This window comes from Ferrovibrio terrae, from assembly GCF_007197755.1.
GTDB lineage: Bacteria > Pseudomonadota > Alphaproteobacteria > Ferrovibrionales > Ferrovibrionaceae > Ferrovibrio > Ferrovibrio terrae.
Genome location: NZ_CP041636.1, coordinates 1,781,137 through 1,803,401 on the forward strand (window position 1 = coordinate 1,781,137; position 22,265 = coordinate 1,803,401).

Sequence of the window (22,265 nt, forward strand, 5' to 3'; positions counted from 1 at the left end):
CAGCGGCACGCATCGTATTTCAGGCATCGACGCGGCGCGCCACGTTGCGCACCATCGCAGCCCCTTCGGGCGCCAGCCGCATGGCCGAGAGATAAGTCTCGACATTATAGGACGGCCAGTGCTTTCGGATGCGCGCCATGCCGGCTTTGGCATCCGACAGGCGGTCGGCCAGGCCGAGCGCATAGGCGCTCAGGGCCTGCACATGCAGATGCGCATTGGGACGGGCTGCCGCGCGCAGGGCCCAGTCGGAGGCCTCGTCGAAGCGCTTGAGCCGCAGCAGCGCGACGGCGCGGCTCGCCAGCATGGCGAACATCAGCGGATCGAAGGGGCTGATCTCGCGCGAATGATCCGATGCCGTGATCGCGGCCTGCGGATCGCCGGCCAGGCAGTGGAAGAACGAGAATGTATAGTGTCCCGGCACGAAATTCGGGCTCAGGTCAATGGCGGTTTCCAGCTCGGTCAGTGCGCCATCCAGCTGGTCGCGCAGCCACAGCGCGCGGCCCATCACCTCATGCACCGCCGGATCGCGGTCATCGGCCATCAGGCCCTGGCTGGCGGTGGCATAGGCGCGTTCAGCCTCCTGCGCGCGGTCGGCGGCCCAGCCCTGGAAGGCATTCTGGTAATGCGTGAACGACAGCCCGGCATGGGCGCGCGAAAAGGTCGGATCGAGCTGCAGGGCCATCTCGAAACACTGCTGCGCCTTGCGGTTTTCCTCGCGATCGAACCGGTAGAAATGCCACATGCCGCGGTGATAGGCCTCCCAGGCGGTCAGCGACGCCGGCGGTTTCAGGATGGCGTGCCGGCGCTCAGCGGCATCCACCTCGTTGGTGATGCGATCCGCCACGCTGCTGCCGATCTCGTCGAAGGCCAGCAGCGCGTCCTCTGCCTTGCGATCGAAGGCCTCGGTCCACAGGATGCGGCCCGTGCGCGTCTCGGCCAGTTCGACGGTGATGCCGAGGCGGCCATTCTGGCGGCTGAAACTGCCGTTCACCAGATAATCGACATTGAGCAGCCGCGCAGCATCCTCGGGCGAAACCCAGCGGTCGCGCAGCGCCAGCGTCGTGCCCTGTGAGATCACCAGCAGGCTGCGCAGCCGTGCCAGCCGCACGATCACGTCGGTGGTCAGCCAGTCGGCGATGCTGGAAGGGGCGTTGCTGTCGCGGAACGGCATCACGGCAATCGAGGCGCGCCGCATCGACTCAAGGATCGGCAGGCCGGCCGCTGGAGTGGCCGCGGCCGGTTCGATGCGCGGCAACACAGGATGGCTGCGCTGACGCGCCGTCTGCCAGGCGGTGCGCAGCGGCCGGTGTTCCAGCTCTTCGGACTCGAACAGCCGCACCGTCGCCTGCAGATGCGCCTCACCCTCGGCGAAGCGGCCCTGCCTGGCCAATGTCTGCAGCAGCTTTTCATGCACCCGCAGATCGAAGGGCATCAGCTGCTGCCACTGTTCCAGCCAGGGCAGGGTGGCAGAGGCGTCGCCGTGTGCCACGATCTGCTCCAGCAGCGCAACGCGCAGGCCGCGCAGGTGGCGGCGCTGCGCCATCAGCCAGGTGTTGAAGGCCGGCATGCGGTCGGCATCCAGGCCTTCCAGAAACTCGCCGGCGAATAATCCGGCCAGCCTGTGCAGCTCGTCCTGCGGCAGGTGCTCGAGCCCGCCCTGCACGGCAGCGGTCACCTCGGCGGCATCCAGACAGGTATTGTCCAGCCGCAGGCCTACGCTGTCATCCTGCGTCTCGACGCGGCTGGAACAGGGAGGTGCATCGATCACGGCACGGATGCGGCTCAGGCACCAGCGCAACTCGCCGCGCGGATCGTTCGGACCGTCCCACAGCAGGTCGCAGAGCTGGCTGCGTGGCACCGGCTGCGCCGTCATGGCAAGGTAGCCGAGCAGCGCGCGCACCTTGCGCGAGGCCGGCAGTGCAATGGCAGTGGCGTCACGGGTCACGCGCAGGGGGCCGAGCAGGCGCAGCTGCAGCGGCGCGGCTCCCGCGCGGGTTCCGGCGCTGGTCCCGTCCTGCATTGCCCGGCTCTGTGTCGTCATGGGTGCCATCGCTCCATCCCGTCCAGGATAACGTGTCTGCCCCGCCGCAGGCTGTGACATAGCCCGCAGCGCTGCCTCAATAGTCCTTGGGGGCTATCCGGTTTTCACCGCTCCATAGATAGACCGGTTCCGCGGGCTTTTATTCCGTGACGTTTCCATTGCCGCTTCCATGCCGGCTCCCACGCGCAAGGATTAGACCTCTGGCCCTCTGCGGGCGGCCGCGGGACCGGTAAGAGGAAAAAATGGGCGGATTTCTTGCACTTGTGTATGGCCTGGGCTGTTACCTGATCTTCTTTGTCACCTTCAGCTATGCCATCGGATTCGTCGGCAACATCCTGGTGCCCAAGAGCATCGATGGTCCGGTCCAGTCTTCACTCACCTCGGCCTCCATGGCCGAAGCGCTGGTGATCAACACGCTGCTGCTCGGCGCCTTTGCCATCCAGCACAGCGTGATGGCGCGGCCAGGCTTCAAGCGGCTGTGGACCAGGATCGTGCCCAAATCGGTCGAGCGCAGCACCTATGTGCTGTTCGCCAGCCTGATCCTCGCGCTGCTGTGCTGGCAGTGGCGGCCGATGCCCGCGCCGGTCTGGGTGGTGGAGCATCCCGTCGGTGTGCTGGTGCTGCAGGCCACCTTCTGGCTCGGCTTCGGCCTGGTGCTGCTCAGCACCTTCCTGATCGACCATTTCGAACTCTTCGGTCTGCGCCAGGTGGTCGGCCGCCTGCTGAAGCGCGAACTGCCGGGTCCGGTCTTCCATCTGCCCTGGGTGTATCGCCAGGTGCGGCATCCGCTCTATCTCGGCTTCATCATCGCCTTCTGGTCGGCGCCGGTGATGAGCCAGGGCCATTTGTTCTTCGCGATCGCGTGCACGGCCTACATCTTCATCGGCATCTTCTTCGAGGAGCGCGACCTGATCGACACCTTCGGCGATACCTATCGCAACTATCGCAAGCAGGTCGGCATGCTGATCCCGCGCCTCGGCGGCGGCGCGACGCCGGAGAAATAGATCCCACCTGCGGGCCGCGGCTCCCTCAGTAAAACATCCGCGGCCGGCAGTGAGCGGCCGGAGACAAACGTCTCCGGCCGTTTCTTTTTTGGGTCGGGTGCGGGAGATCAAAGGCCAAGCTGCGCTGGCTTTTGGCTCTGCGTTAATCAACGGCTGCCTGCGACATCGCGTCCACCGCAGTGATTCCAACGACATAAAAAATGTCCCGCCGGTGTCACCTCGCCAGCCACTTTTCCTGCCCTAAATAGGGGCTGCCCAGCCGTCTCCCCAACCCCGGCCGGCCCCTTGAAAAACATGCTGAACGAACTCTCCTGGGACACCTATGTCCTGCCGGCTGAAGCCCTGCTTTGGCGCGCGGATGTCGAACGCGCCAGCGGGCTTACGGTACACCTGATGCGTGACGACGAGATGAGCGGCGCCGAGGGCGAGGCCTGGTCGGAGCCCGGCCTGCGCGCGGTGGTGCTGGCAGGGGCGGCCCCGGCACCTGGCGATACCATGACCATCGTGCACGAACTGGGACATCTCAAGCTCGAAACGCAGGGCTGGCCGCATTGCTATCTCTGCCATGAAGACGCGCGCTGGATCGACTGGCATTACGGCCTGATCAGCGATCTGGTCTCGCTGATCGAGCATCAGTCTTTCTTCCCTGCGATGCTGCGCATGGGGCTCGATCCCTACGCGGCGTCGGAAGCCGATCTCGCCGATGCCGATGTGCTGGACGAGTTGCGTAACCTCGCGCCGTCGCTGCCGCTGCCCGGCCTCAAACCCGACTGGGCGATCACCATGCAACTGCTGCGCGCGTTGCTGGAATGCGGGCCGCAGACGGCCGAGGCGATCCTGCGCGATGCCGCGCAACTCGGCCCGGAAGTGCGCATGGCGCGCGAGCTCAGCAGCATCATCCGCACCGCACCGCAAACGCCGCAGGGTTTTACGACGGCGATGCGCGACTGCTGGCGTGCCATGGGGTTTGCCGAGGATACGCTGTGTGTGGGTGAGGAGGAGGCGGAAACGCCGTCTCTCAATATACTGGCCGCCGGCGCCTGACAGACTCAGTTGCTTATGATCGTGTGATGTCTGGGTTCAGGCCGTGGCCTCGGGCGCAGCATTATGGTCGTCGCGCGATGCGCCACAAAAATGGCCGGACAGATCGCTCTGTCCGGCCGTCTGTCAGTCACCGTTTGCGAGACGGGCGGGAAAACCTTATTGCAGGCCGGCGGCGGCCAGGCGGCGCTGCAGGGTGATCAGCTGGCGGCTGGCGACACGCCATTCATCCGAGATGCGCTCGCGCTTGCGCAGGATCGTGTCGTAATCGTCCATATCCTGCGGACGGATGCTGATGCGGCCCAGATGCGCATTCATGGCGCGGAATTCCATGTCGCAGACATCGCGCTCTTCGCGCAGGTCATGCTCCTGCTGCTGGGCGGCGTGGATCTGGGACTGCAGATTGACGAGCGCGATGTGGGTCTGGGTCATTTTTCTCTCCGCTTTTGCGTCTTGTCTGGTGTGTCGTCGTTGCAGAAACCATAGGCCGGATTTTGCCGCCCGTGGTGTGATGGCTTCGCTATCAGCCGGTGACGCGGCCGTGACTGTCGGCCCCCTGGCTGTGACCGGAAGGGGACAGGCGGCCTCCACCGGGCACCGGCGAGGTCACAAGCTGGACAATCCGCTCATTTGTTCCTATAATGTTCTCATAATCCCGAGCCCGGGTCAAGCCCGGATGCTGTATTCGCAAACCATTGGAAAAACGCATGAATCAGGAATTAGTGAGAAATAAGCATCAAATAAGCCGAGATAAGCGTGCTTTCAGCCGGCATACCCTCCGGCAAGCCACGACCAAGGCGAAACCGGGGTCGGTTGCCGCGCCCCGCCGCAATCGTCGCGCGGCTGCGGCGGCGCCTGCCGCTTACATTGCCGCTCTGGTCCCCGGATGCTACAACCCCCGCCCATGAGCTCCCCCCAAACAATGGAAAATCCGGCGACTGTTCCGGCCGGCATGAAAAAGCTGCAGCTGCTCGCCGGTTTCCTCGAAACCAACGGGCCGCTTTGGGGTCGGCTGCATGAAGACGACGGACTGCCGGTGATGGGGTTCCGCGTCGAGCTGCGGCACTGCAATCCGATGCAGATCTGCCATGGCGGCATGCTGATGACCTTTGCCGACATGCTGCTGAGCTTCACCTGCGGCATCGGCGCCGGCGGCAGGAAGTTCATGCCGACGATTCAGTTGTCGGGCGACTATGTCGGCCCGGCGCCGCTGGGCAGCTGGGTCGAAGGCCATGGCCGCCTGCTGCGCACCACGCGTAACCTCGCCTTTGCCGAGGCAATGATCACCGCCGATGGCGCGCCCTGTCTGCGCACCTCCGGCATCATGAAGATTCCGAGCCAGGAAACCCGCGAAGGCAACATCCTCGCGCTGTTCAACTGAGCCCATTTCCGTAGAGCAAGAGCAATCGTGGCGACCGATCCTTCCCTGATCCGCAACTTCTCGATCATCGCGCATATCGACCATGGCAAGTCGACGCTGGCCGATCGTCTGATCGAGGCGTGCGGCGGCCTCGAAAAGCGCGAGATGAGCGAACAGATTCTCGACAGCATGGATATCGAGAAGGAGCGCGGCATCACCATCAAGGCGCAGACCGTGCGCCTGAACTATCATGCGAAGGACGGCAAGGATTACGTCCTCAACCTGATGGACACGCCAGGCCATGTCGACTTCGCCTATGAAGTCAGCCGTTCGCTGGCCGCCTGCGAGGGCTCGCTACTGGTGGTCGATGCGTCGCAGGGTGTCGAGGCGCAGACGCTGGCCAATGTGTATCACGCGCTGGATGCCAAGCACGAAATCGTGCCGGTGCTGAACAAGATCGACCTGCCGGCCGCCGAGCCCGACCGCGTCAAGCAGCAGATCGAGGATGTGATCGGTCTCGATGCCTCGGATGCCGTGCCGATCTCGGCCAAGACCGGCATCGGCATCGATCTGGTGCTGGAAGCGCTGGTCAATCGCCTGCCGGCGCCCAAGGGCGATCGGAACGCGCCGCTCAAGGCATTGCTGGTGGATAGCTGGTACGATGCCTATCTGGGCGTCGTCGTGCTGTTCCGCGTCGTCGATGGCGTGCTGAAGAAGGGCATGAAGATCAAGTTCATGTCGTCCGGCGCCGTGCATCCGGTCGAACGTGTCGGCATCACCACGCCGAAAAAGGTCATGGTCGATGAACTCGGCCCCGGCGAGATGGGCTTCTTCACCGCCGCGATCAAGGAAGTGGCCGACACCTCCGTCGGCGACACCATCACCGAAGACAAGCGCCAGGCGGCCGAAGCCCTGCCGGGCTTTAAACCCTCCGTGCCGGTGGTGTTCTGCGGACTGTATCCGATTGATGCCGGCGCCTTCCCGGAACTGCGCGAAAGCCTGGGCAAGCTGCGGCTCAACGATGCCAGCTTCCATTTCGAGATGGAGAGTTCGGCAGCACTGGGCTTCGGCTTCCGCTGCGGCTTCCTGGGGCTCCTGCATCTGGAAATTATCCAGGAGCGGCTGGAACGCGAATTTAATCTCGACCTGATCACCACCGCGCCGAGCGTGATCTATCACGTCTACAAGACCGACGGTTCGATGGAAGAAGTGCACAATCCGGCCGACATGCCGGATGTCATGCAGATCGACCATATCGACGAGCCGTGGATCAAGGCCACCGTGATGGTGCCCGACGAATATCTCGGTGCGATTCTCAAGCTGTGCGAAGACAAGCGCAGTCGCCAGATCGAACTCACCTATGCCGGCAATCGCGCCATGGTGGTCTATCGCCTGCCGCTCAATGAAGTGGTGTTCGATTTCTACGACCGCCTCAAGTCGGTCAGCCGCGGCTATGCCAGCTTTGATTACCAGATGGATGGCTACGAGGCCGGCAACCTGGTGAAGATGACCATCCTGGTGAACAACGAGAATGTCGACGCGCTGGCCAGCATCGTCTATGCCGGCCGCGCCGAGACGCGCGGTCGTCAGCTCTGCGAGCGCCTCAAGGAACTGATCCCGCGCCAGATGTTCAAGATCGCCATCCAAGCCGCCATCGGCGGCCGTATCGTGGCCAGAGAAGACATCTCGGCCTTGCGCAAGGACGTGCTCGCCAAATGCTACGGCGGCGACATCAGCCGCAAGCGCAAGCTGCTGGAGAAGCAGAAAGAGGGCAAGAAGCGCATGCGTAATGTCGGCAATGTCGAGATTCCGCAGGAAGCCTTCATCGCCGCGCTCAAGATCTCGGACAATTAAGTCCGTTTCGCTGAGCGTCCTAGGAGAGGGCGCCGAACCGCTGGCGTCGCTTCGTGGCGCGCCGGCGGAAGATCAGCAGCAGCACCAGCCCGAAGACGCCAGACACCGCGACGGCCGGCCAGCGCAGGATGGTGGCCAGGCCCGGGTCCCACAGGACCGGCGGCAGGTAGTCGTGGCCGATCGTCCGCAGCAGGTTCCAGGTCGGCGGGTCGAGCCGGGCCCAGAAATCGCCCAGCGAGATGAAATTCATCATGCCGGTTTCAAGCCAGCGCAGTCCGTCGCCGCCCAGCGCCAGCAGCGCCACGGCCATCAGCAGCCAGCCCAGAATGCGTCCCAGCAACACAGCCTTCCCCCTCGGCCAGTGGCGGCTTCGCTTGGTGAATCCGCCTGTCCCGACAGCATGTTAAGCCCAAGGCCCGGCCGATTGCAAATTCGCTGCCGGCGGGTATAGTGCCGGCCCGCGCTGGAGAGATGGCCGAGCGGTCGAAGGCGCACGCCTGGAAAGTGTGTATACCTCAAAAGGGTATCGTGGGTTCGAATCCCACTCTCTCCGCCACCCGATCAGTCCCTGGAGATCCGCTCTCCACGGGATCGCCCGCACACACATCCTTCCACATCAGGATCAGTGGCTGACGACCTTCAAGGCGGCAAGCCGCCTGACGATGTCGGATGTAGAGAGAGTCGCGGCCGGGATTCTCGGCGGCAATGTCCATGCCGCCCGTCAGGACGGAAGCATCACGAACGCGCGGCCGATATCCGGACCTGGAGATCATCCGGGGCCGGTACTCATGGCCATCCGGAGACCAGGCACTTCCCGAAGAGGGCACGCCCTTCCCGCGCCCAAATTGCATACAATAACGAAATAATGATCGACATTTAATCAGTTCTCTTGGCGATCCGGACCTCGGCGCTTCCTTGAAATCAATCTAAGGCATTATAAAATAAACATATTATGACCACCTGCCCTGACGGCACGACTTTTGCTCTCTCCAGAAGACGAGACATGTCAGCCACGGGGAACAGGGGGATATCATGACATCCGCATTCAAGCTCAGCCGTCGCGCACTCTTGCAGGGGACTGCTGGCCTCGGCGCCGCCGCTCTCACCGCCGGCCTGCCGTTCGGCCAGGCCCAGGCCAAGGACGTCGCTATCGGCTTCATCTATGTCGGGCCGCGCGATGACTTCGGCTACAACCAGGCTCATGCCCAGGGCGCGGCTGCGCTGAAGAAGCTCGGCGGCTTCAAGGTGCTGGAAGAAGAGAACGTGCCGGAGACCGTCGCGGTCGAGAAGACCATGGAGTCGATGATCAACCTCGACGGCGCGGCTTTGGTCTTCCCCACCTCGTTCGGCTACTACAACCCGCATATGATCAAGCTGGCCAAGAAGTACGACAAGGTCCGCTTCCTGCATTGCGGCGGCCTGTGGTCGGACAAGGACCCGGCCAATGCCGGCAGCTATTTCGGCTATATCGACGAGGCGCAGTATCTCAACGGCATCGTCGCCGGCTATACCAGCAAGACCGGCAAGCTCGGCTTCATTGCCGCCAAGCCGATCCCGCAGGTGCTGCGCAACATCAACGCCTTTACGCTCGGCGCCAGGCTGGCCAATCCGAATGTTACCACGCAGGTGATCTTCACCGGCGACTGGTCGATGCCGGTGAAAGAAGCCGAAGCCACCAACGGCCTGATCAACCAGGGTGTCGATGTCGTCACCTGCCATGTCGACAGCCCCAAGGTGATCGCCGAGACCGCCGAGAAGCGCGGCATCATGGTCTGCGGCTATCACGTCGACCAGTCCAAGCTGGCGCCGAAGGGCTATCTCACCGGCGCCGAGTGGAACTGGGAAGCGCTGTATCCCAAGCTCGCCAAGTCGATGCAGGGCGGCGAGAAGATTCCCAATCTGGTGCGCGGCGGCCTCAAGGAGGGCGTAGTCAAGACTTCGGCCTACGGTCCGCTGGTGGAAGAAAAGGCGCGCAAGCATGCCGACGATATCAAGACCAAGCTGACCGCCGGCTCCTATGTGATCTTCAAGGGTCCGATCAAGGACAACAAGGGTGCCACGGTGATCGGTGCCGGCACCGAACGTGGCCAGACCGATATCGAACTGGAGAAGATGAATTACCTGGTCGAAGGCGTCCTCGGCGCCATCGCCTAAATACGTGGAAGCCAGCCCGCTTAAAGTCGACGACGCCTCGGCCCATTGGCAGGATATCCTGCGCAGCGGTGCCGAGGCTGTCGCCGTGCCGCTGCTGGCCATCCTGGCCGCCCTCGTGGTGTTCGGTATTTTCGTCACACTCGCCGGCGTCAATCCCTTCGACACCTACCAGCTGATGTATGCCGGCGCCTTCGGCTCGTGGTTCTCCTGGCAGAACACGCTGACCCGCGCAGCCCCACTGATCCTGACCGCCTTGTGCTGCGCCCTGCCGGCGCAGCTCGGCATGGTGGTGATCGGTGGCGAAGGCGCCCTGGTGCTGGGTGGCCTTGCGGCGGCCGCGATCGCGGCGACCATGCCCGATGCCGCGCCGCTGGTGGTGCAAATCGCGATGATCATTGCCGCCATGATCGCCGGTGCGGCCTGGATCGCACTGGCCGGCGGATTGCGGCACTGGCGCGGCGTGAATGAAACCATTTCCAGCCTGCTGCTGGTCTATATCGCCATCGCCGTGTTCAACCATCTGGTCGAAGGCGCGCTGCGCGATCCGGCCAGCCTGAACAAACCTTCCACGCCGCATATCGGCGATGCCAACATGCTGACGGCGATTCCGGGCACCGACATCCATTGGGGCCTGGCCTACGGCGTCATCGCCTGTGTGCTGGCCTATATCCTGATCTATCGCACCACCTTCGGCTTTGGCATGCGCGTCGCCGGCGGCAATGTGAAGGCCGCGCGCATGGTCGGATTGCCGGTCGGAAAACTCGTGCTGGTGGCCTGCGGCCTCGCCGGTGCCTGCGCCGGCCTCGCCGGTATGGTGGAAGTGGCGGCCGTGCATGGCAAGGCCAATGCCTCTCTGGTCGTCGGCTACGGCTATACCGGCATCCTTGTCGCGTTTCTCGCGCGCCATAACCCGCTTGCCATTATTCCGGTCGCGATCCTGCTTGGCGGCATCGGCGCGAGCGGCGGACTGCTGCAACGTCGCCTTGGTCTGCCCGATGCCACCGTGCTGGTGCTGCAGGGCATGATCTTCATCGCGATCCTGACCAGCGAAGTGCTGTATGGGCGTATTCCCTGGCTGAAACGGAGACCGGCATGACGGGCGACCTGCTCGGCTGGTGGGGCGTGCCGCTGGCGGTGCTGGCGGGGGCCATCCGCGTCAGCACGCCGTTCCTGTTCGTCAGCCTCGGCGAATGTATCACCGAGAAAAGCGGCCGCATCAATCTCGGTCTCGAAGGCACGCTGGTAATGGGTGCCATGAGCGGCTACGCCATCTCCTACCTCACCGGTTCGCCATGGCTTGGCGTGCTGGCGGCCGGCTGCGCCGGTGCCGTCTTCGGCATCCTGCACGCGGCGATCTGCAGCTTGCCGCGCGTCAACGACATCGCTGTCGGCATCGCGTTGATGCTGTTCGGTATCGGCCTTGCGTTCTTCCTCGGCAAACCGTTCATCCAGCCGCAGGCGCCGAACCTGCCCTCCATTCCCTTCGGCAACTGGAGCGACAATGCGCAGGTGCGGGATTCGCTGCGCATCAACGCGCTGTTCCTGATCGGCGTGGTGTTGGCGCCGCTGCTGCTCTGGGCTTTCCGCAACACACGCTGGGGTCTGATCGTGCGCACAGTGGGCGACAGCGCCGATGCAGCGCTTGCGCTCGGCTATGCCATCAACCGCGTGCGCATGTTCTCCACGGCCGCCGGCGGCTTCCTCGCCGGGATCGGCGGCTCCTTCCTGTCACTGTCCTATCCTGGCAGCTGGAGCGAAGGACTATCATCGGGCCAAGGCATTACGGCGGTCGCGCTCGTGATTTTCGCACGCTGGAATCCGATGCTGTGCTTCTGGGCCTCGCTGCTGTTCGGTGGCGCGGCCGCATTGGGCCCGGCGCTCCAGTCCGTCGGCATCACGTCGGGCTACTACCTGTTCAATGCCGCGCCCTATGCGTTGACCCTGCTGATCATGATCCTGACCTGCTCGCGTGACCGCACACTGGCCGGTGCACCGGGTGAACTGGGGGTGACCCGATGACCGACCAGACCGCGATCACCGCCAAATTGACAGGGCGTCACGTCGTCGCCGATCCTTATCCCTGGCCATGGAACGGCGATCTGCGGCCCGCGAACACCGCGCTCGTCATCATCGATATGCAGACCGACTTCTGCGGTAAGGGCGGCTATGTCGACACGATGGGCTACGACCTGTCGCTGACCCGTGCGCCGATCGAACCGATCAGGACGCTGCTCGCCGCCATGCGGGCCAAGGGCTACCACATCATCCATACCCGCGAAGGCCATCGCCCCGACCTGGCCGACCTGCCGGCCAACAAGCGCTGGCGTTCGCAGCGCATCGGTGCAGGGATTGGCGATCCCGGCCCCTGCGGCCGCATCCTGGTGCGCGGCGAACCGGGCTGGGACATCATTCCCGAACTGGCACCGCAGGATGGCGAGGTCATCATCGACAAACCCGGGAAGGGTTCGTTCTGCGCCACCGATCTGGAACTGATCCTCAACCTGCGCGGCATCCGCAATATCGTCCTGACCGGCATCACCACCGATGTCTGCGTCCACACCACGATGCGCGAAGGCAACGATCGCGGTTTTGAATGTATCCTGCTGGAGGATTGCTGCGGCGCCACCGATCGCGGCAACCACGATGCCGCGCTGAAGATGATCAAGATGCAGGGCGGCGTCTTCGGCGCGGTCGCCACCTCGGCTGATTTCCTGAAGGCCATCTGATGGTGATGTTCGTCCCGGATCCTGCCGCTCCGCCCAGCACCGGCGCCGTGTCGCTGGAAGCGCTGGGCATGAGCAAGCAGTTCGGCGCGCTGAAGGCGCTGGACAATGTGACCATGAAGGTCGAGGCCGGCAGCTTCCATGCCCTGCTCGGCGAGAACGGCGCGGGCAAGAGCACGCTGGTCAAATGCATCATGGGCTATTACACGGCCGACCACGGCCAAGTGATGGTCGGCAACCACGAGCAACCGATCTCCAGCCCGCGCATGGCGCATACCCTGGGACTGGGCATGGTCTACCAGCATTTCACGCTGGTGCCGGATATGACGGTGGCGGAAAACCTGGTGCTGGCCCGCACCGATCTGCCGGCCGTGATCGACTGGAAAGCCGAACATGCGGCGCTCGAGGCTTTCTTTGCCACCATGCCCTTCCGGGTGCCGCTCGACCGCAAGGTGGCGGCGCTGGCGGCTGGCGAGAAGCAGAAAACCGAAATCCTCAAGCAGCTCTATCTGCAGCGCCGCTTCCTGATCCTGGATGAGCCGACTTCAGTGCTGACGCCCGCCGAGGCTGACGAAGTGCTCGGCCTGCTGCGTGACATGACGCGTGCGAAGCAGCTGACGGTGCTGACAATCACGCATAAATTCCGTGAGGTCTTTGCCTTCGCTGATACCGTCACCGTGCTGCGGCGCGGTAAATTCGCCGGCAGCGGCAAGGTCGCCGATCTCACCGCCGACGATATGGCGAAGATGATGATGGGTGAGCAGAAGCTACCCGATCCCGCGCCCCGAACTGGTGCACCTCGCGATGAAACCCGGCTTGCGATCACAATGCTGAACGTGGCCGACGACGCCGGAAACCCGGCCGTGAAGGAGATGTCCCTGCAGGTGCGCGCTGGCGAAATCCTCGGCATCGCCGGTGTCTCTGGTAATGGCCAGCGCGAACTGGTGGAAGCCATCGCCGGACAGCGCGATATCCGGGATGGCACGATCATCCTGCATGGCGAAGCCTTCGACCGCAGCCGCGCGGCGATGAAACGTCACAAACTGTCCTGCCTGCCGGAAGAGCCGTTGCGCAATGCCTGCGTGGCGAAGATGAGCGTGGCCGAGAATCTCGCCTTCCGCCGTTTCGACGAGGAGCCATTCGCGGCCGGCGGCTGGTGGCTGAAACCCGGCGCCTTCCGCACTGCGGCGCAGCAGATCATCGCGCGCTATCGCGTGAAAACGCCAGGGCCAGATGCCGCCATCGGGCAGCTCTCGGGCGGCAATGTGCAGCGCGCCGTGCTGGGCCGTGAGATCGGCGGCGAGGTGAATGTTCTGGTGGCGGCCAATCCCTGCTTCGGCCTCGATTTTGCCGCCGTCGCCGATATCCACGGCCAGATCATGGCGGCGCGGAACCGTGGTGCCGCCGTGCTGCTGGTCAGCGAAGACCTCGATGAACTGTTCGAGCTGTCCGATCGGATTGCCGTGATGTTTTCCGGCCGTATCGTCTACGAGGATGCCATCGGCAATGCCGACCTCACCGTGATCGGCCGCCATATGGCAGGACATTGATGCCAACGATCTCAGCCGCCAGACCCTATCCCTACAATTTCCCGCTGGAGCGCACCGCGCTGGTGATGATCGACATGCAGCGCGATTTCATCGAACCCGGCGGCTTCGGCGCTGCACTGGGCAATGATGTCAGCCGGCTCACCGCGATCATCCCCACGGTGGCGCGGCTGCTGGCGGTGTGGCGCAAGGCGGGATTGCCGCTGATCCACACGCGCGAAAACCACCGGCCCGATCTGTCCGACTGCCCTCCGGCGAAGCTGACGCGCGGCAATTCAAGCCTGCGTATTGGCGATCCCGGCCCGATGGGTCGTATTCTGGTGCAGGGCGAACCGGGCAACGATTTCGTGCCGGAACTGGCGGCCCTGCCCGGCGAACTGGTGATCGACAAGCCCGGCAAGGGCGCCTTCTATGCCACGACGCTGCAGGATGAGCTGAAGGCGCGCGGCATCACGCATCTGCTGTTCGGCGGCGTCACCACCGAAGTCTGCGTGCAGACCTCGATGCGCGAGGCGAATGACCGCGGTTATGAATGCCTGCTGGTGGAAGATGCCACCGAAAGCTATTTCCCGGAATTCAAGGCCGCGGCGGTCGAGATGATCCGCGCCCAGGGCGCCATCGTCGGCTGGACCGCCACCACCGATCAGGTGACCGCCGCATTGGCGTCTTGAAATTGATGTGCGGAATATTCTAAGACCATTCCATGAGTGAAAAGCGCACGCTGGCGGAGCAATTGCGAGACACGCTCGCCGAGCAGATCGTGACCGGGGAACGCCTGCCCGGGGCACGGCTGGACGAAGCGGATCTTGCGGAAACCTTCGGCATGTCACGCACGCCGGTGCGCGAGGCCCTCAAGGCGCTGGCCGGGATCGGTATGGTGGAATACCGCCCCCATCGCGGCGCCCTCGTTGCTCTGCCGACCACGCGCCGCATCGAGGAAATGTTCGAAGTCATGGCCGAGATCGAGGCGACCTGTGCCCGCCTGGCCACGTTGCGCATGACGGCATCTGAGCGGCGGGAGCTGGCGGCGATTCACGGGGCGGCCCTCACCCTGGTGAAGGCTGGCGATCTGAAGGAATACGCGTCCTTCAACAACGAGTTCCACGACCTGATCTATCGCGGCAGCAAGAACGACTTCCTGGCGGAAACGGCCTGGGCCACCCGAAGACGCGTCCTGCCCTTTCGCCGGTCACAGTTCCGCGTGCTCGGCCGGTTGCAGGATTCGCATGCCGAGCACGACCGCGTGGTACAGGCCATTCTCTCTGGCGATGCGCCAGGCGCCGAGGCCGCCATGCGCGGCCATGTCGGCAAGGTGACGACTGTTTCGCTCGGCCAGGTTACCGAAGCGCGGCCGGAACAGTCTCCGGCTGATGCACCTACGGCCGGGCTCGCCATCCGCCCGGCGAAGTGATGTCCGGCGTATCGCTTCGGCATGCCACGCCGCAGGGACTGGCTCAGTAGATCAGGACGGGCCTGTCTCGCTGGCGAGGCAGGCGTAGATCAGCCGGTCGATCCATTCGCCCTTGATCCATTCCGATTGCCGGAACTGCGCCTCGCGCCGCATCCCGAGTTTTTCCATCAGGCCGGCAGAAGCCAGGTTACGCGCATCGCAGCGGCCGATGATGCGACGCAGGCCGGCATCGCGGAAGCCGATATCCAGCATCGCCCGGGCTGCCTCCAGGGCATAGCCGCGGCCTTGATGGTCGGGATGCAGGATGAAGCCGATCTCGCCCTGCAGTAGCGCGCGGTCATTGAGGATCAGCGCCACTTCGCCCAGCAGCCCGCCGTTTTGCTTTCCGGTCACCGCCAGCACCAGCTTGTCACCGTCCTTTATTAGTCCTGGCACCGCCCTGCGGGTGTCGAGCAGCAGGCGGGACTCATCGAGGCCGGCATGGGCTGGCCATGAGACGTAGCGCACCACTTCGGCGCGGCGATGGATGTCGTGCAGCGCCGCGAGATCGTCGGGCTGGTAGGGCCGGATCAGCAGCCGCGCCGTTTCGACCGGTTCGGGTCGCCAGAGGCAGTCAGGCAGGATGGGATCGGGCATCGCGGTTCACTTTTACTAAAATTATTTTACTCCTGTCAAAATCCTTGTAATACTTCTGCCATGGAGCGTGATTCCCTTTCCACCGATGTGGCGGGCGATACCGAGGATGCCGCATTGGCGGCCCGCGAGGCGCTGGTCTCCAACCTTGGTGTGCTGATCCGTCAGGAGCGCCAGAAGCGCAAGCTGACGCTGGTGCAGGTGAGTGAGAAGGCGAGGCTGTCGCCGGCCTTCCTGTCGCTGGTCGAGCGCGGCATGGCGACGCCTTCGCTCGGCAGCCTGGCCGGCATTGCCTTCGCGCTCGAACTGCCGGTCTCCACCTTCGTGCATGTCAGTTCCACCGCCGGCGCGATCACGCGCGCCAGCCAGCGGCACCAGTTCGGCATCGAGGCGTCTGACCTGCGGTACGAGCGCCTGTCCACCGTGTTTCCCGGCCAGCAGATGGATGCCGTGATCATTCATGTCCCGCCGGGCTATGGCGCCGAGACGATCGCGCATGTCGGCGAGGAATGGCTCTACGTGCTGAACGGGCAGCTGGAACTGGTGATTGACGGCGAAGCGGCCACGCTGGGGCCTGGCGATACCTGCCATTTCCGCGGCGACACGCCGCATTCCTACAGCAATCGCGGCAAAAAGCCCGTCGCCGTCATCTGGGTCGGCACCGTGCCGGTGTTTCGCAGTAACGAGTCGCAGGGATTCCATCCATGAGTTCAATCAACACTCTGGTTTTCGATATCCAAGGCAGCTGGGCCGCGCCGGATCAGCCGCGCAGCCTGCTGGAAGCCGTGGGCAAGGCCTTCGCCGCCACCGTGGGCTTCAAGCTCTATACCGTGACGCAGATTCTGAAGGGCGGCCGCGAGGTGGAGCGGATTCACTCGACCAATCCGGCCGTCTATCCCGTCGGCGGCCGCAAGGCGGTGCTGCCCAATGCCTATAACGAGCGGGTGCGCACCCAGATGCAGCCCTTCCTGGGCCGCACGGTGGAGGATTTCAAATCCTATTTTCCCGATCACGAGACGATCGCCGGTTTAGGTCTGGGCTCGGTGATGAATCTGCCGATCGTCTATGGCGGCGCAGTGCTGGGGACGGCCAATCTGCTCGACAGCCCGCTTGTTTACGACACACAGCATCTGGAACCGGCCATGACCATCGCGCGGCAACTGCTGCCGGCGCTGCTCACCGCCGAAAGCTGAACTGCATCGATTGCATCATCTGACCAAAGGGGGACCGACCATGAACCGAGTAAGTCTGACATTGGCCGCGACGCTCATCGCCGCCGCCGCCGCCGTGCCTTTCGCGGATGCCAAGACGCCGCCGAACCTGCTGGTGGTGGCGAAAAATATCGACGATATCGTCAGCCTCGATCCGGCGCAGGCTTACGAGTTTACCAGCGGCGAGGTGGTCGCCAACATCTACAACAAGCTGGTCGAATACAATCCGGCGCAGATCGAGACGGTCGTGCCGGGCCTGGCCGAGAGCTGGAAGATTTCCGATGACGGCAAGACCATCACCTTCAAGCTGAAGAGCGGCGTGAAATTCGCATCTGGCAATGCCGTGCGGCCGGAAGACGTGGTCTTCTCGCTGCGCCGCGTGATCGTGCTGAAGAAGGCGCCCGCCTTCATCCTGGCGCAGTTTGGCTGGACCGCCGACAATATCGACCAGATGGTGAACAAAGTGTCGGACAGCGAGGTCTCGGTCTCCATCGCCGAGAATTTCGCGCCCTCCTTCGTGCTGAACGCGCTCGCCGCGCGTCCCGGCTCCATCGTCGACGAAAAGGAAGCGATGAAGAACGCCAAGGACAACGACCTGGGCAATGCCTGGCTGTCGCGCAACTCGGCCGGCTCCGGCCCGTTCGCGCTGCGCGTCTGGCGCCCGGGTGAGTCGCTGGTGCTGGATGCCAACAAGAATCACGCCGGTGGCGCGCCGAAGATGAACCAGATCGTCTTCAACCATGTCGCCGAGGCTTCGACCCAGCGCCTGATGGTGGAATCCGGCGATGCCGATATCGCCCGCAATCTCGGTCCCGACCAGATCGCCGCCGTGAAGGACAAGGCCGGTATCAAGGTCGAGACCTATCCGCAGGCCGCACTGCATTTCTTCAGCTTCAACCTGAAGCACGACAAGCTGAAGAACCCGGCGCTGTGGGAGGCGATGCGTTACCTGATCGACTATGACGGCATCGCCAACACGCTGCTGCGCGGCCAGATGAAGGTGCATCAGACCTTCTGGCCCTCGGGCTTCCCCGGCGCGGTAGAGGACAAGCCCTACAAGCTGGATGTCGCCAAGGCGAAGGACATTCTGGCCAAGGCCAACATCCAGAGCCTGTCGGTCGACATGGACATGATCTCGTCGGCGCCGTTTACCGACATCGCCCAGTCGATGCAGGCGACCATGGCGCAGGCCGGCATCAAGGTGAATCTGCTGCCTGGCACGTCGGCGCAGGTGATCACCAAGTATCGCGCCCGCCAGCATGAAATGATGCTGCTCTACTGGGGTCCGGACTTCATGGACCCGCATTCCAACGCGAAGGCCTTCGCCTACAACGTCGACAATGCCGATGGCAGCCCGCAGAGCACCACCACCTGGCGCAATTCCTGGGCCCCTGCGGATCTTTCGGCCCGCACCCGCGCCGCGCTGGTCGAGCGCGACGCTGCCAAGCGCCTGGACATGTATCGCGACCTGCAGCGCGACGTGCTGAAATCGTCGCCCTGGGTGATGACCTTCCAGGCCCAGGCCCAGGTTGCCTTGCGCAACGAGGTGAAGGGCTTCATCCATGGCCCGACCAATGACCTGGTGCTGTACCGCAACGTGACCAAGTAAAGTCGGCGGAGTGGTATCCAGTCCATGAAGGGGAGTGCGGCCGGCTTTCTGGTCTTCCTGCGCGGCGTGGCGACTTTGCTCGTCACGCTCGCAGGCCTCCTCTTTGCCACCTTCATCATTGGCCGGGTCATGCCGATCGACCCGGTGATCGCGGTGGTGGGCGACAAGGCCTCGGCCGAGACCTATGCCCAGGCCCGCGAGGAAATGGGCCTCGACCGCCCGCTCTGGGTGCAGTTCGGCCGTTACATCGAAGGCATCGTCCAGGGCGATCTCGGGCAATCGTCGTCCAGCGGACAGCCGGTGATCGAAGACATCGCCCGCGCTTTCCCGGCCACGCTGGAGCTTTCGGTTCTGGCCATCATCATCGGCATCTGCGTGGGGCTTCCGTTAGGCGTCTATGCCGCGCATCGCCGCAACACCTGGTTCGACCATACGGCGCGGGTGCTGTCGCTGTTCGGCTATTCCACGCCGGTCTTCTGGCTCGGGCTGATCGCCTTGCTGATCTTCTATGCCCAGCTCGGCTGGACCGGCGGTCCCGGCCGCATCGGCACGGCCTATCGCTACACGGTGCAGGAGTGGAGCGGCCTGATGCTGGTCGACACGCTGCGCAGCGGCGACTGGCATGCCTTCCGCAGCGCGTTTTCGCATATCATCCTGCCGGCGCTGCTGCTCGGCTATTTCTCGCTCGCCTATATCGCGCGCATGACGCGCAACTTCATGATCGAGGAACTGAACAAGGAATATGTCACGATGGCGCGCATCAAGGGCGCCTCGGAAACCCGCGTGCTGTGGCACCACGCCTTTCCCAATGCGCTGGTGCCGGTGGTGACCGTGATCGCGCTGTCGTTCGGCCATCTGCTGGAAGGCGCGGTACTGACCGAGACGGTGTTCGCCTGGCCCGGCCTTGGCCTCTATATCACCAAGAGCCTGTTCTCGGCCGATATGCCGGCCGTGCTGGGCGGCACGCTGGTGGTCGGTATCTGTTTCGTGCTGCTGAACAAGCTGACCGATGTGATCTACCCGCTGCTCGATCCGCGGACCCGCAACCGATGAGCAGCGCGCCCGCTTCATCACTGCAGTCGCCAACCTCGCGGCGCGAAGCCCGGCTGATCCAGTTCAAAATCGGTCTGCGCCGCGTGGTGCGCAATCCGTCCACGCTGGTGGGCGGCCTGCTGGTGCTGACCCTGCTGGTCATGGCGCTGATCGCGCCGCTGATCGCCACGCATGATCCGATGGCGCAGGTGCTGGCCGACCGGTTGCAGCCGCCGGGCGCCGCGCACTGGCTCGGCACGGATCAGCTCGGGCGCGACATCTACAGCCGTCTGGTCTATGGCGCGCAGCCCACTTTGCTGATCGTCATTCTGGTCATCGTCTTCTCGGCGCCGTTCGGCCTGATCATCGGCATGGTGGCCGGCTATATGGGCGGCTGGGTGGAAACGCTCCTGATGCGGCTCACCGACATCTTCATGGCGTTTCCGCGCCTGATCCTGGCACTCGCCCTGGTCTCCGTGCTCAAGCCCGGCCTGACCAATGCCGTGATCGCCATCGCCATTACTGCATGGCCGTCCTATGCGCGACTGGCGCGTGCCGAGACATTGGCCTTGCGCCATGCCGATTTCGTCGAGGCCGCGCGCGGGCTCGGCCAGTCCGGTCGCCGCATCGTGATGGGCCAGATTCTGCCGCTGTGTCTCTCGTCGGCCGCCATCCGCGCCACGCTCGATATGGCCGGTATTATTCTGACCGCCGCCGGCCTCGGCTTCCTCGGCCTGGGCGCCCAGCCGCCGATGGCCGAATGGGGCGCCATGATCGGCACCGGCCGCGACCATGTCTTCGATGCCTGGTGGGTCGCCGCCGCGCCCGGTGTGGCGATCCTGCTGGTCAGCCTCGGCTTCAACCTGCTGGGTGACGGCCTGCGCGACGTGCTGGACCCCAAGCATCATGACTGAAGCCTCGCTGCTCAGCATCGACGGCCTGACCGTCACTTTCCCGAGCCCGGATGGCCCGGTGTCGGTGGTGCGCGATTTCAAGCTCGAGATCGGCCGCGAGAAGGTCGGTATCGTCGGCGAGAGCGGGTCCGGCAAGTCGATGACGGCGCGCGCCATCCTCGGCCTGATCCCGAAGCCGGGCGTGACGACGGCGAACAGCATGCGCCTGCACGGCCGCGACATGCTGTCGCTCGACAAGGTCGGCTGGCGCCGCCTGCGCGGCAAGCAGATCGGCATGATCCTGCAGGACCCGAAATTCTCGCTCAATCCGGTGATGCGGATCGGCGACCAGATCACCGAAACGCTGCGCCTGCATGAAAAGATCAGCCGCGCCGAGCAGCGCGAGCGTGCGCTGGCCATCCTCACTGCCGTCGGGATCGATGATCCGCAGCGCGTCTATGCCGCCTATCCGCATGAACTGTCGGGCGGCATGGGGCAGCGCGCCATGATCGCCGCCATGCTGGTGTCCAGTCCCGACCTGATCATCGCCGACGAGCCGACCAGCGCGCTGGATGTGCTGGTACGCGAACAGGTGCTCAAACTGCTGGACGATCTGGTGACGCGGCGCGGTATCGGTTTGATCCTGATCAGCCACGATCTGCCGATGGTGGCGCGGTTCTGCGACCGAATTCTCGTGATGTATCGCGGCCGCGTGGTGGAAAGCCTGGATGCAAAACATCTCGACCGTGCCACGCATCCCTATACGCGCGGCCTGATCGCCTGCCTGCCATCGCCCGCGCTGCGCGGGCAGACGCTGCCGAGCCTGAGCCGCGATCCGGCCTGGGAAACCGCATGAGCATTGCTGCAGCCATCATCGTCAGCGGCGTCGACATCTATCATGGCGCTGGCCACCAGCGGTTCCATGCCGTGCGCCAGGCCGACCTGACGGTAGCGCCGCGCGAAACCTTCGGCCTGGTTGGCGGCTCCGGTTCGGGCAAATCGACATTGCTGCGTGTGCTGGCCGGGTTGTCGTCGAACTGGACTGGCACAATCACACTGGCCGGACAGAGCCTGCCGCCCGGCAAACGACCGCCGCGCAGCTATCACCGCCATGCGCAGATGGTGTTCCAGGATCCCTATGCGTCGCTGAATCCGCGTCACACCGTCGACCGCATCCTCGCCGAAGGGCTGGTGCTGCACGGTTTTGCGGATGTCGAACCGCGCATCCGCAATCTGCTGGACCAGGTTGGTCTGGGTCCGCGTTTCCGCTTCCGCTATCCGCATGAACTGTCGGGCGGCCAGCGCCAGCGTGTCGCGATTGCCCGCGCCATTGCGCTGGAGCCCGACGTGCTGCTGCTGGACGAACCAACCAGCGCGCTGGATGCCTCGGTGCAGGCGGAAATCCTCAATTTGCTGATGGCGATCCGTCGCGAACGCCCCGTCACCTGTGTCTTCGTCAGCCACGACCTCGCCGTGATCGCGCATCTATGCGACCGCGTCGCCGTCATGCAGCAGGGTGCCATCGTTGAGCGTCTGAGCGGCGACGACCTGGTGGCCCGCCGCGTGCAGCATCCCTATACCCGCCAGCTGCTGGCCGCCTCCGAAGGCCTGTCCGGATAACGCGTCTGGCGAGACGCGAATTGTTCATCGTGACAATTGCGCAGATCGGATACTGTCCGGGCAGGAGTCACTCATCTGTCGCGCGTCGCATGATATCCCGCCCAGTCCGTTGTTTCGCTACCGCTCTGCTGG

The 22,265-nt window shown here is 64.1% G+C and carries 22 protein-coding genes and 1 tRNA gene; 19 read left to right on the forward strand and 4 right to left on the reverse strand.

The annotated features are described in order from the left end of the window. Nucleotides 1-19: 19 nt before the first annotated feature. Nucleotides 20-2,041, reverse strand: a complete 2,022-nt coding sequence (locus FNB15_RS08745; protein WP_144068329.1) for a BTAD domain-containing putative transcriptional regulator — start codon at nucleotides 2,039-2,041, stop codon at nucleotides 20-22. Between the two features lie 242 nt (nucleotides 2,042-2,283). On the opposite strand from FNB15_RS08745, the gene mddA reads away from it, so the two are divergent. Both mddA and FNB15_RS08755 read left to right on the forward strand, forming a co-directional pair. Next, entirely contained in the window at nucleotides 2,284-3,045 is a 762-nt protein-coding gene (mddA, locus tag FNB15_RS08750) for a methanethiol S-methyltransferase (protein WP_144068330.1), read from the forward strand. A 294-nt stretch (nucleotides 3,046-3,339) separates the two neighbouring features. Next, a complete protein-coding gene (locus FNB15_RS08755) occupies nucleotides 3,340-4,089 on the forward strand; it encodes a hypothetical protein (protein ID WP_185973786.1) in 750 nt (249 codons plus the stop codon). A 156-nt stretch (nucleotides 4,090-4,245) separates the two neighbouring features. Here the strand turns inward: FNB15_RS08755 and FNB15_RS08760 are convergent, their stop codons facing one another. Next, on the reverse strand, nucleotides 4,246-4,518 hold the full coding sequence (locus tag FNB15_RS08760; RefSeq protein WP_144068332.1) for a hypothetical protein: 273 nt from the start codon (nucleotides 4,516-4,518) through the stop codon (nucleotides 4,246-4,248). 520 nt (nucleotides 4,519-5,038) lie between these two features. On the opposite strand from FNB15_RS08760, the gene FNB15_RS08765 reads away from it, so the two are divergent. After that, entirely contained in the window at nucleotides 5,039-5,467 is a 429-nt protein-coding gene (locus FNB15_RS08765; RefSeq protein WP_221932775.1) for a PaaI family thioesterase, read from the forward strand. A 27-nt stretch (nucleotides 5,468-5,494) separates the two neighbouring features. Beyond that, nucleotides 5,495-7,300, forward strand: a complete 1,806-nt coding sequence (gene lepA, locus FNB15_RS08770) for a translation elongation factor 4 (protein ID WP_144068334.1) — start codon at nucleotides 5,495-5,497, stop codon at nucleotides 7,298-7,300. Nucleotides 7,301-7,319: 19 nt separating this feature from the next. On the opposite strand, the gene FNB15_RS08775 is transcribed toward lepA, so the two are convergent. After that, a complete protein-coding gene (locus FNB15_RS08775) occupies nucleotides 7,320-7,640 on the reverse strand; it encodes a hypothetical protein (RefSeq protein WP_144068335.1) in 321 nt (106 codons plus the stop codon). Nucleotides 7,641-7,765: 125 nt separating this feature from the next. Here FNB15_RS08775 and FNB15_RS08780 point away from each other — a divergent pair. From FNB15_RS08780 to FNB15_RS08815, 8 genes are all read left to right on the forward strand, one after another. Beyond that, nucleotides 7,766-7,856 (forward strand) — tRNA-Ser (locus FNB15_RS08780). Nucleotides 7,857-8,332: 476 nt separating this feature from the next. Beyond that, nucleotides 8,333-9,454: a BMP family ABC transporter substrate-binding protein gene (locus FNB15_RS08785; RefSeq protein WP_144068336.1), complete on the forward strand. Its 1,122-nt coding sequence runs from the start codon at nucleotides 8,333-8,335 to the stop codon at nucleotides 9,452-9,454. Nucleotides 9,455-9,458: 4 nt separating this feature from the next. Next, nucleotides 9,459-10,550: an ABC transporter permease gene (locus FNB15_RS08790; protein WP_144068337.1), complete on the forward strand. Its 1,092-nt coding sequence runs from the start codon at nucleotides 9,459-9,461 to the stop codon at nucleotides 10,548-10,550. Then, nucleotides 10,547-11,473 (forward strand): ABC transporter permease, encoded by a 927-nt coding sequence (locus tag FNB15_RS08795; protein ID WP_144068338.1) that lies wholly within the window; start codon nucleotides 10,547-10,549, stop codon nucleotides 11,471-11,473. Before FNB15_RS08790 ends, FNB15_RS08795 begins: the two co-directional genes overlap by 4 nt. After that, complete coding sequence (gene biuH / locus FNB15_RS08800; RefSeq protein WP_221932776.1) at nucleotides 11,470-12,180, forward strand: biuret amidohydrolase; 711 nt, start codon at nucleotides 11,470-11,472, stop codon at nucleotides 12,178-12,180. The genes FNB15_RS08795 and biuH overlap by 4 nt, the downstream gene beginning before the upstream one ends. After that, nucleotides 12,180-13,727 carry an ABC transporter ATP-binding protein gene (locus FNB15_RS08805; protein ID WP_221932777.1) on the forward strand — a complete coding sequence of 516 codons (1,548 nt, stop codon included), beginning with the start codon at nucleotides 12,180-12,182 and terminating at the stop codon, nucleotides 13,725-13,727. The genes biuH and FNB15_RS08805 overlap by 1 nt, the downstream gene beginning before the upstream one ends. Beyond that, on the forward strand, nucleotides 13,727-14,395 hold the full coding sequence (locus FNB15_RS08810; protein ID WP_144068339.1) for a cysteine hydrolase family protein: 669 nt from the start codon (nucleotides 13,727-13,729) through the stop codon (nucleotides 14,393-14,395). Before FNB15_RS08805 ends, FNB15_RS08810 begins: the two co-directional genes overlap by 1 nt. 32 nt (nucleotides 14,396-14,427) lie before the next feature. Further along, complete coding sequence (locus FNB15_RS08815; RefSeq protein ID WP_144068340.1) at nucleotides 14,428-15,135, forward strand: GntR family transcriptional regulator; 708 nt, start codon at nucleotides 14,428-14,430, stop codon at nucleotides 15,133-15,135. A 51-nt stretch (nucleotides 15,136-15,186) separates the two neighbouring features. Here the strand turns inward: FNB15_RS08815 and FNB15_RS08820 are convergent, their stop codons facing one another. Beyond that, nucleotides 15,187-15,771 (reverse strand): GNAT family N-acetyltransferase, encoded by a 585-nt coding sequence (locus FNB15_RS08820; protein WP_144068341.1) that lies wholly within the window; start codon nucleotides 15,769-15,771, stop codon nucleotides 15,187-15,189. 60 nt (nucleotides 15,772-15,831) lie between these two features. Between FNB15_RS08820 and FNB15_RS08825 the strand changes: the two genes are divergently transcribed. The 7 genes from FNB15_RS08825 to FNB15_RS08855 are packed head-to-tail and all read left to right on the forward strand — an operon-like array spanning nucleotide 15,832 to nucleotide 22,133. Then, the gene (locus tag FNB15_RS08825; RefSeq protein ID WP_185973787.1) at nucleotides 15,832-16,476 is read left to right on the forward strand and encodes a helix-turn-helix domain-containing protein; all 645 of its coding nucleotides are present in this window, start codon (nucleotides 15,832-15,834) and stop codon (nucleotides 16,474-16,476) included. Continuing rightward, nucleotides 16,473-16,961 (forward strand): class I SAM-dependent methyltransferase, encoded by a 489-nt coding sequence (locus FNB15_RS08830; protein WP_144068343.1) that lies wholly within the window; start codon nucleotides 16,473-16,475, stop codon nucleotides 16,959-16,961. The genes FNB15_RS08825 and FNB15_RS08830 overlap by 4 nt, the downstream gene beginning before the upstream one ends. A 40-nt stretch (nucleotides 16,962-17,001) precedes the next feature. Then, nucleotides 17,002-18,588 (forward strand): ABC transporter substrate-binding protein, encoded by a 1,587-nt coding sequence (locus tag FNB15_RS08835; protein ID WP_144068344.1) that lies wholly within the window; start codon nucleotides 17,002-17,004, stop codon nucleotides 18,586-18,588. Between the two features lie 24 nt (nucleotides 18,589-18,612). After that, nucleotides 18,613-19,641: an ABC transporter permease gene (locus FNB15_RS08840; RefSeq protein ID WP_144068345.1), complete on the forward strand. Its 1,029-nt coding sequence runs from the start codon at nucleotides 18,613-18,615 to the stop codon at nucleotides 19,639-19,641. Continuing rightward, nucleotides 19,638-20,534 (forward strand): ABC transporter permease, encoded by an 897-nt coding sequence (locus tag FNB15_RS08845; protein ID WP_144068346.1) that lies wholly within the window; start codon nucleotides 19,638-19,640, stop codon nucleotides 20,532-20,534. Before FNB15_RS08840 ends, FNB15_RS08845 begins: the two co-directional genes overlap by 4 nt. Further along, the gene (locus FNB15_RS08850) at nucleotides 20,527-21,369 is read left to right on the forward strand and encodes an ABC transporter ATP-binding protein (protein ID WP_144068347.1); all 843 of its coding nucleotides are present in this window, start codon (nucleotides 20,527-20,529) and stop codon (nucleotides 21,367-21,369) included. Before FNB15_RS08845 ends, FNB15_RS08850 begins: the two co-directional genes overlap by 8 nt. Next, a complete protein-coding gene (locus FNB15_RS08855) occupies nucleotides 21,366-22,133 on the forward strand; it encodes an ABC transporter ATP-binding protein (protein ID WP_144068348.1) in 768 nt (255 codons plus the stop codon). The genes FNB15_RS08850 and FNB15_RS08855 overlap by 4 nt, the downstream gene beginning before the upstream one ends. Nucleotides 22,134-22,265 lie beyond the last annotated feature (132 nt).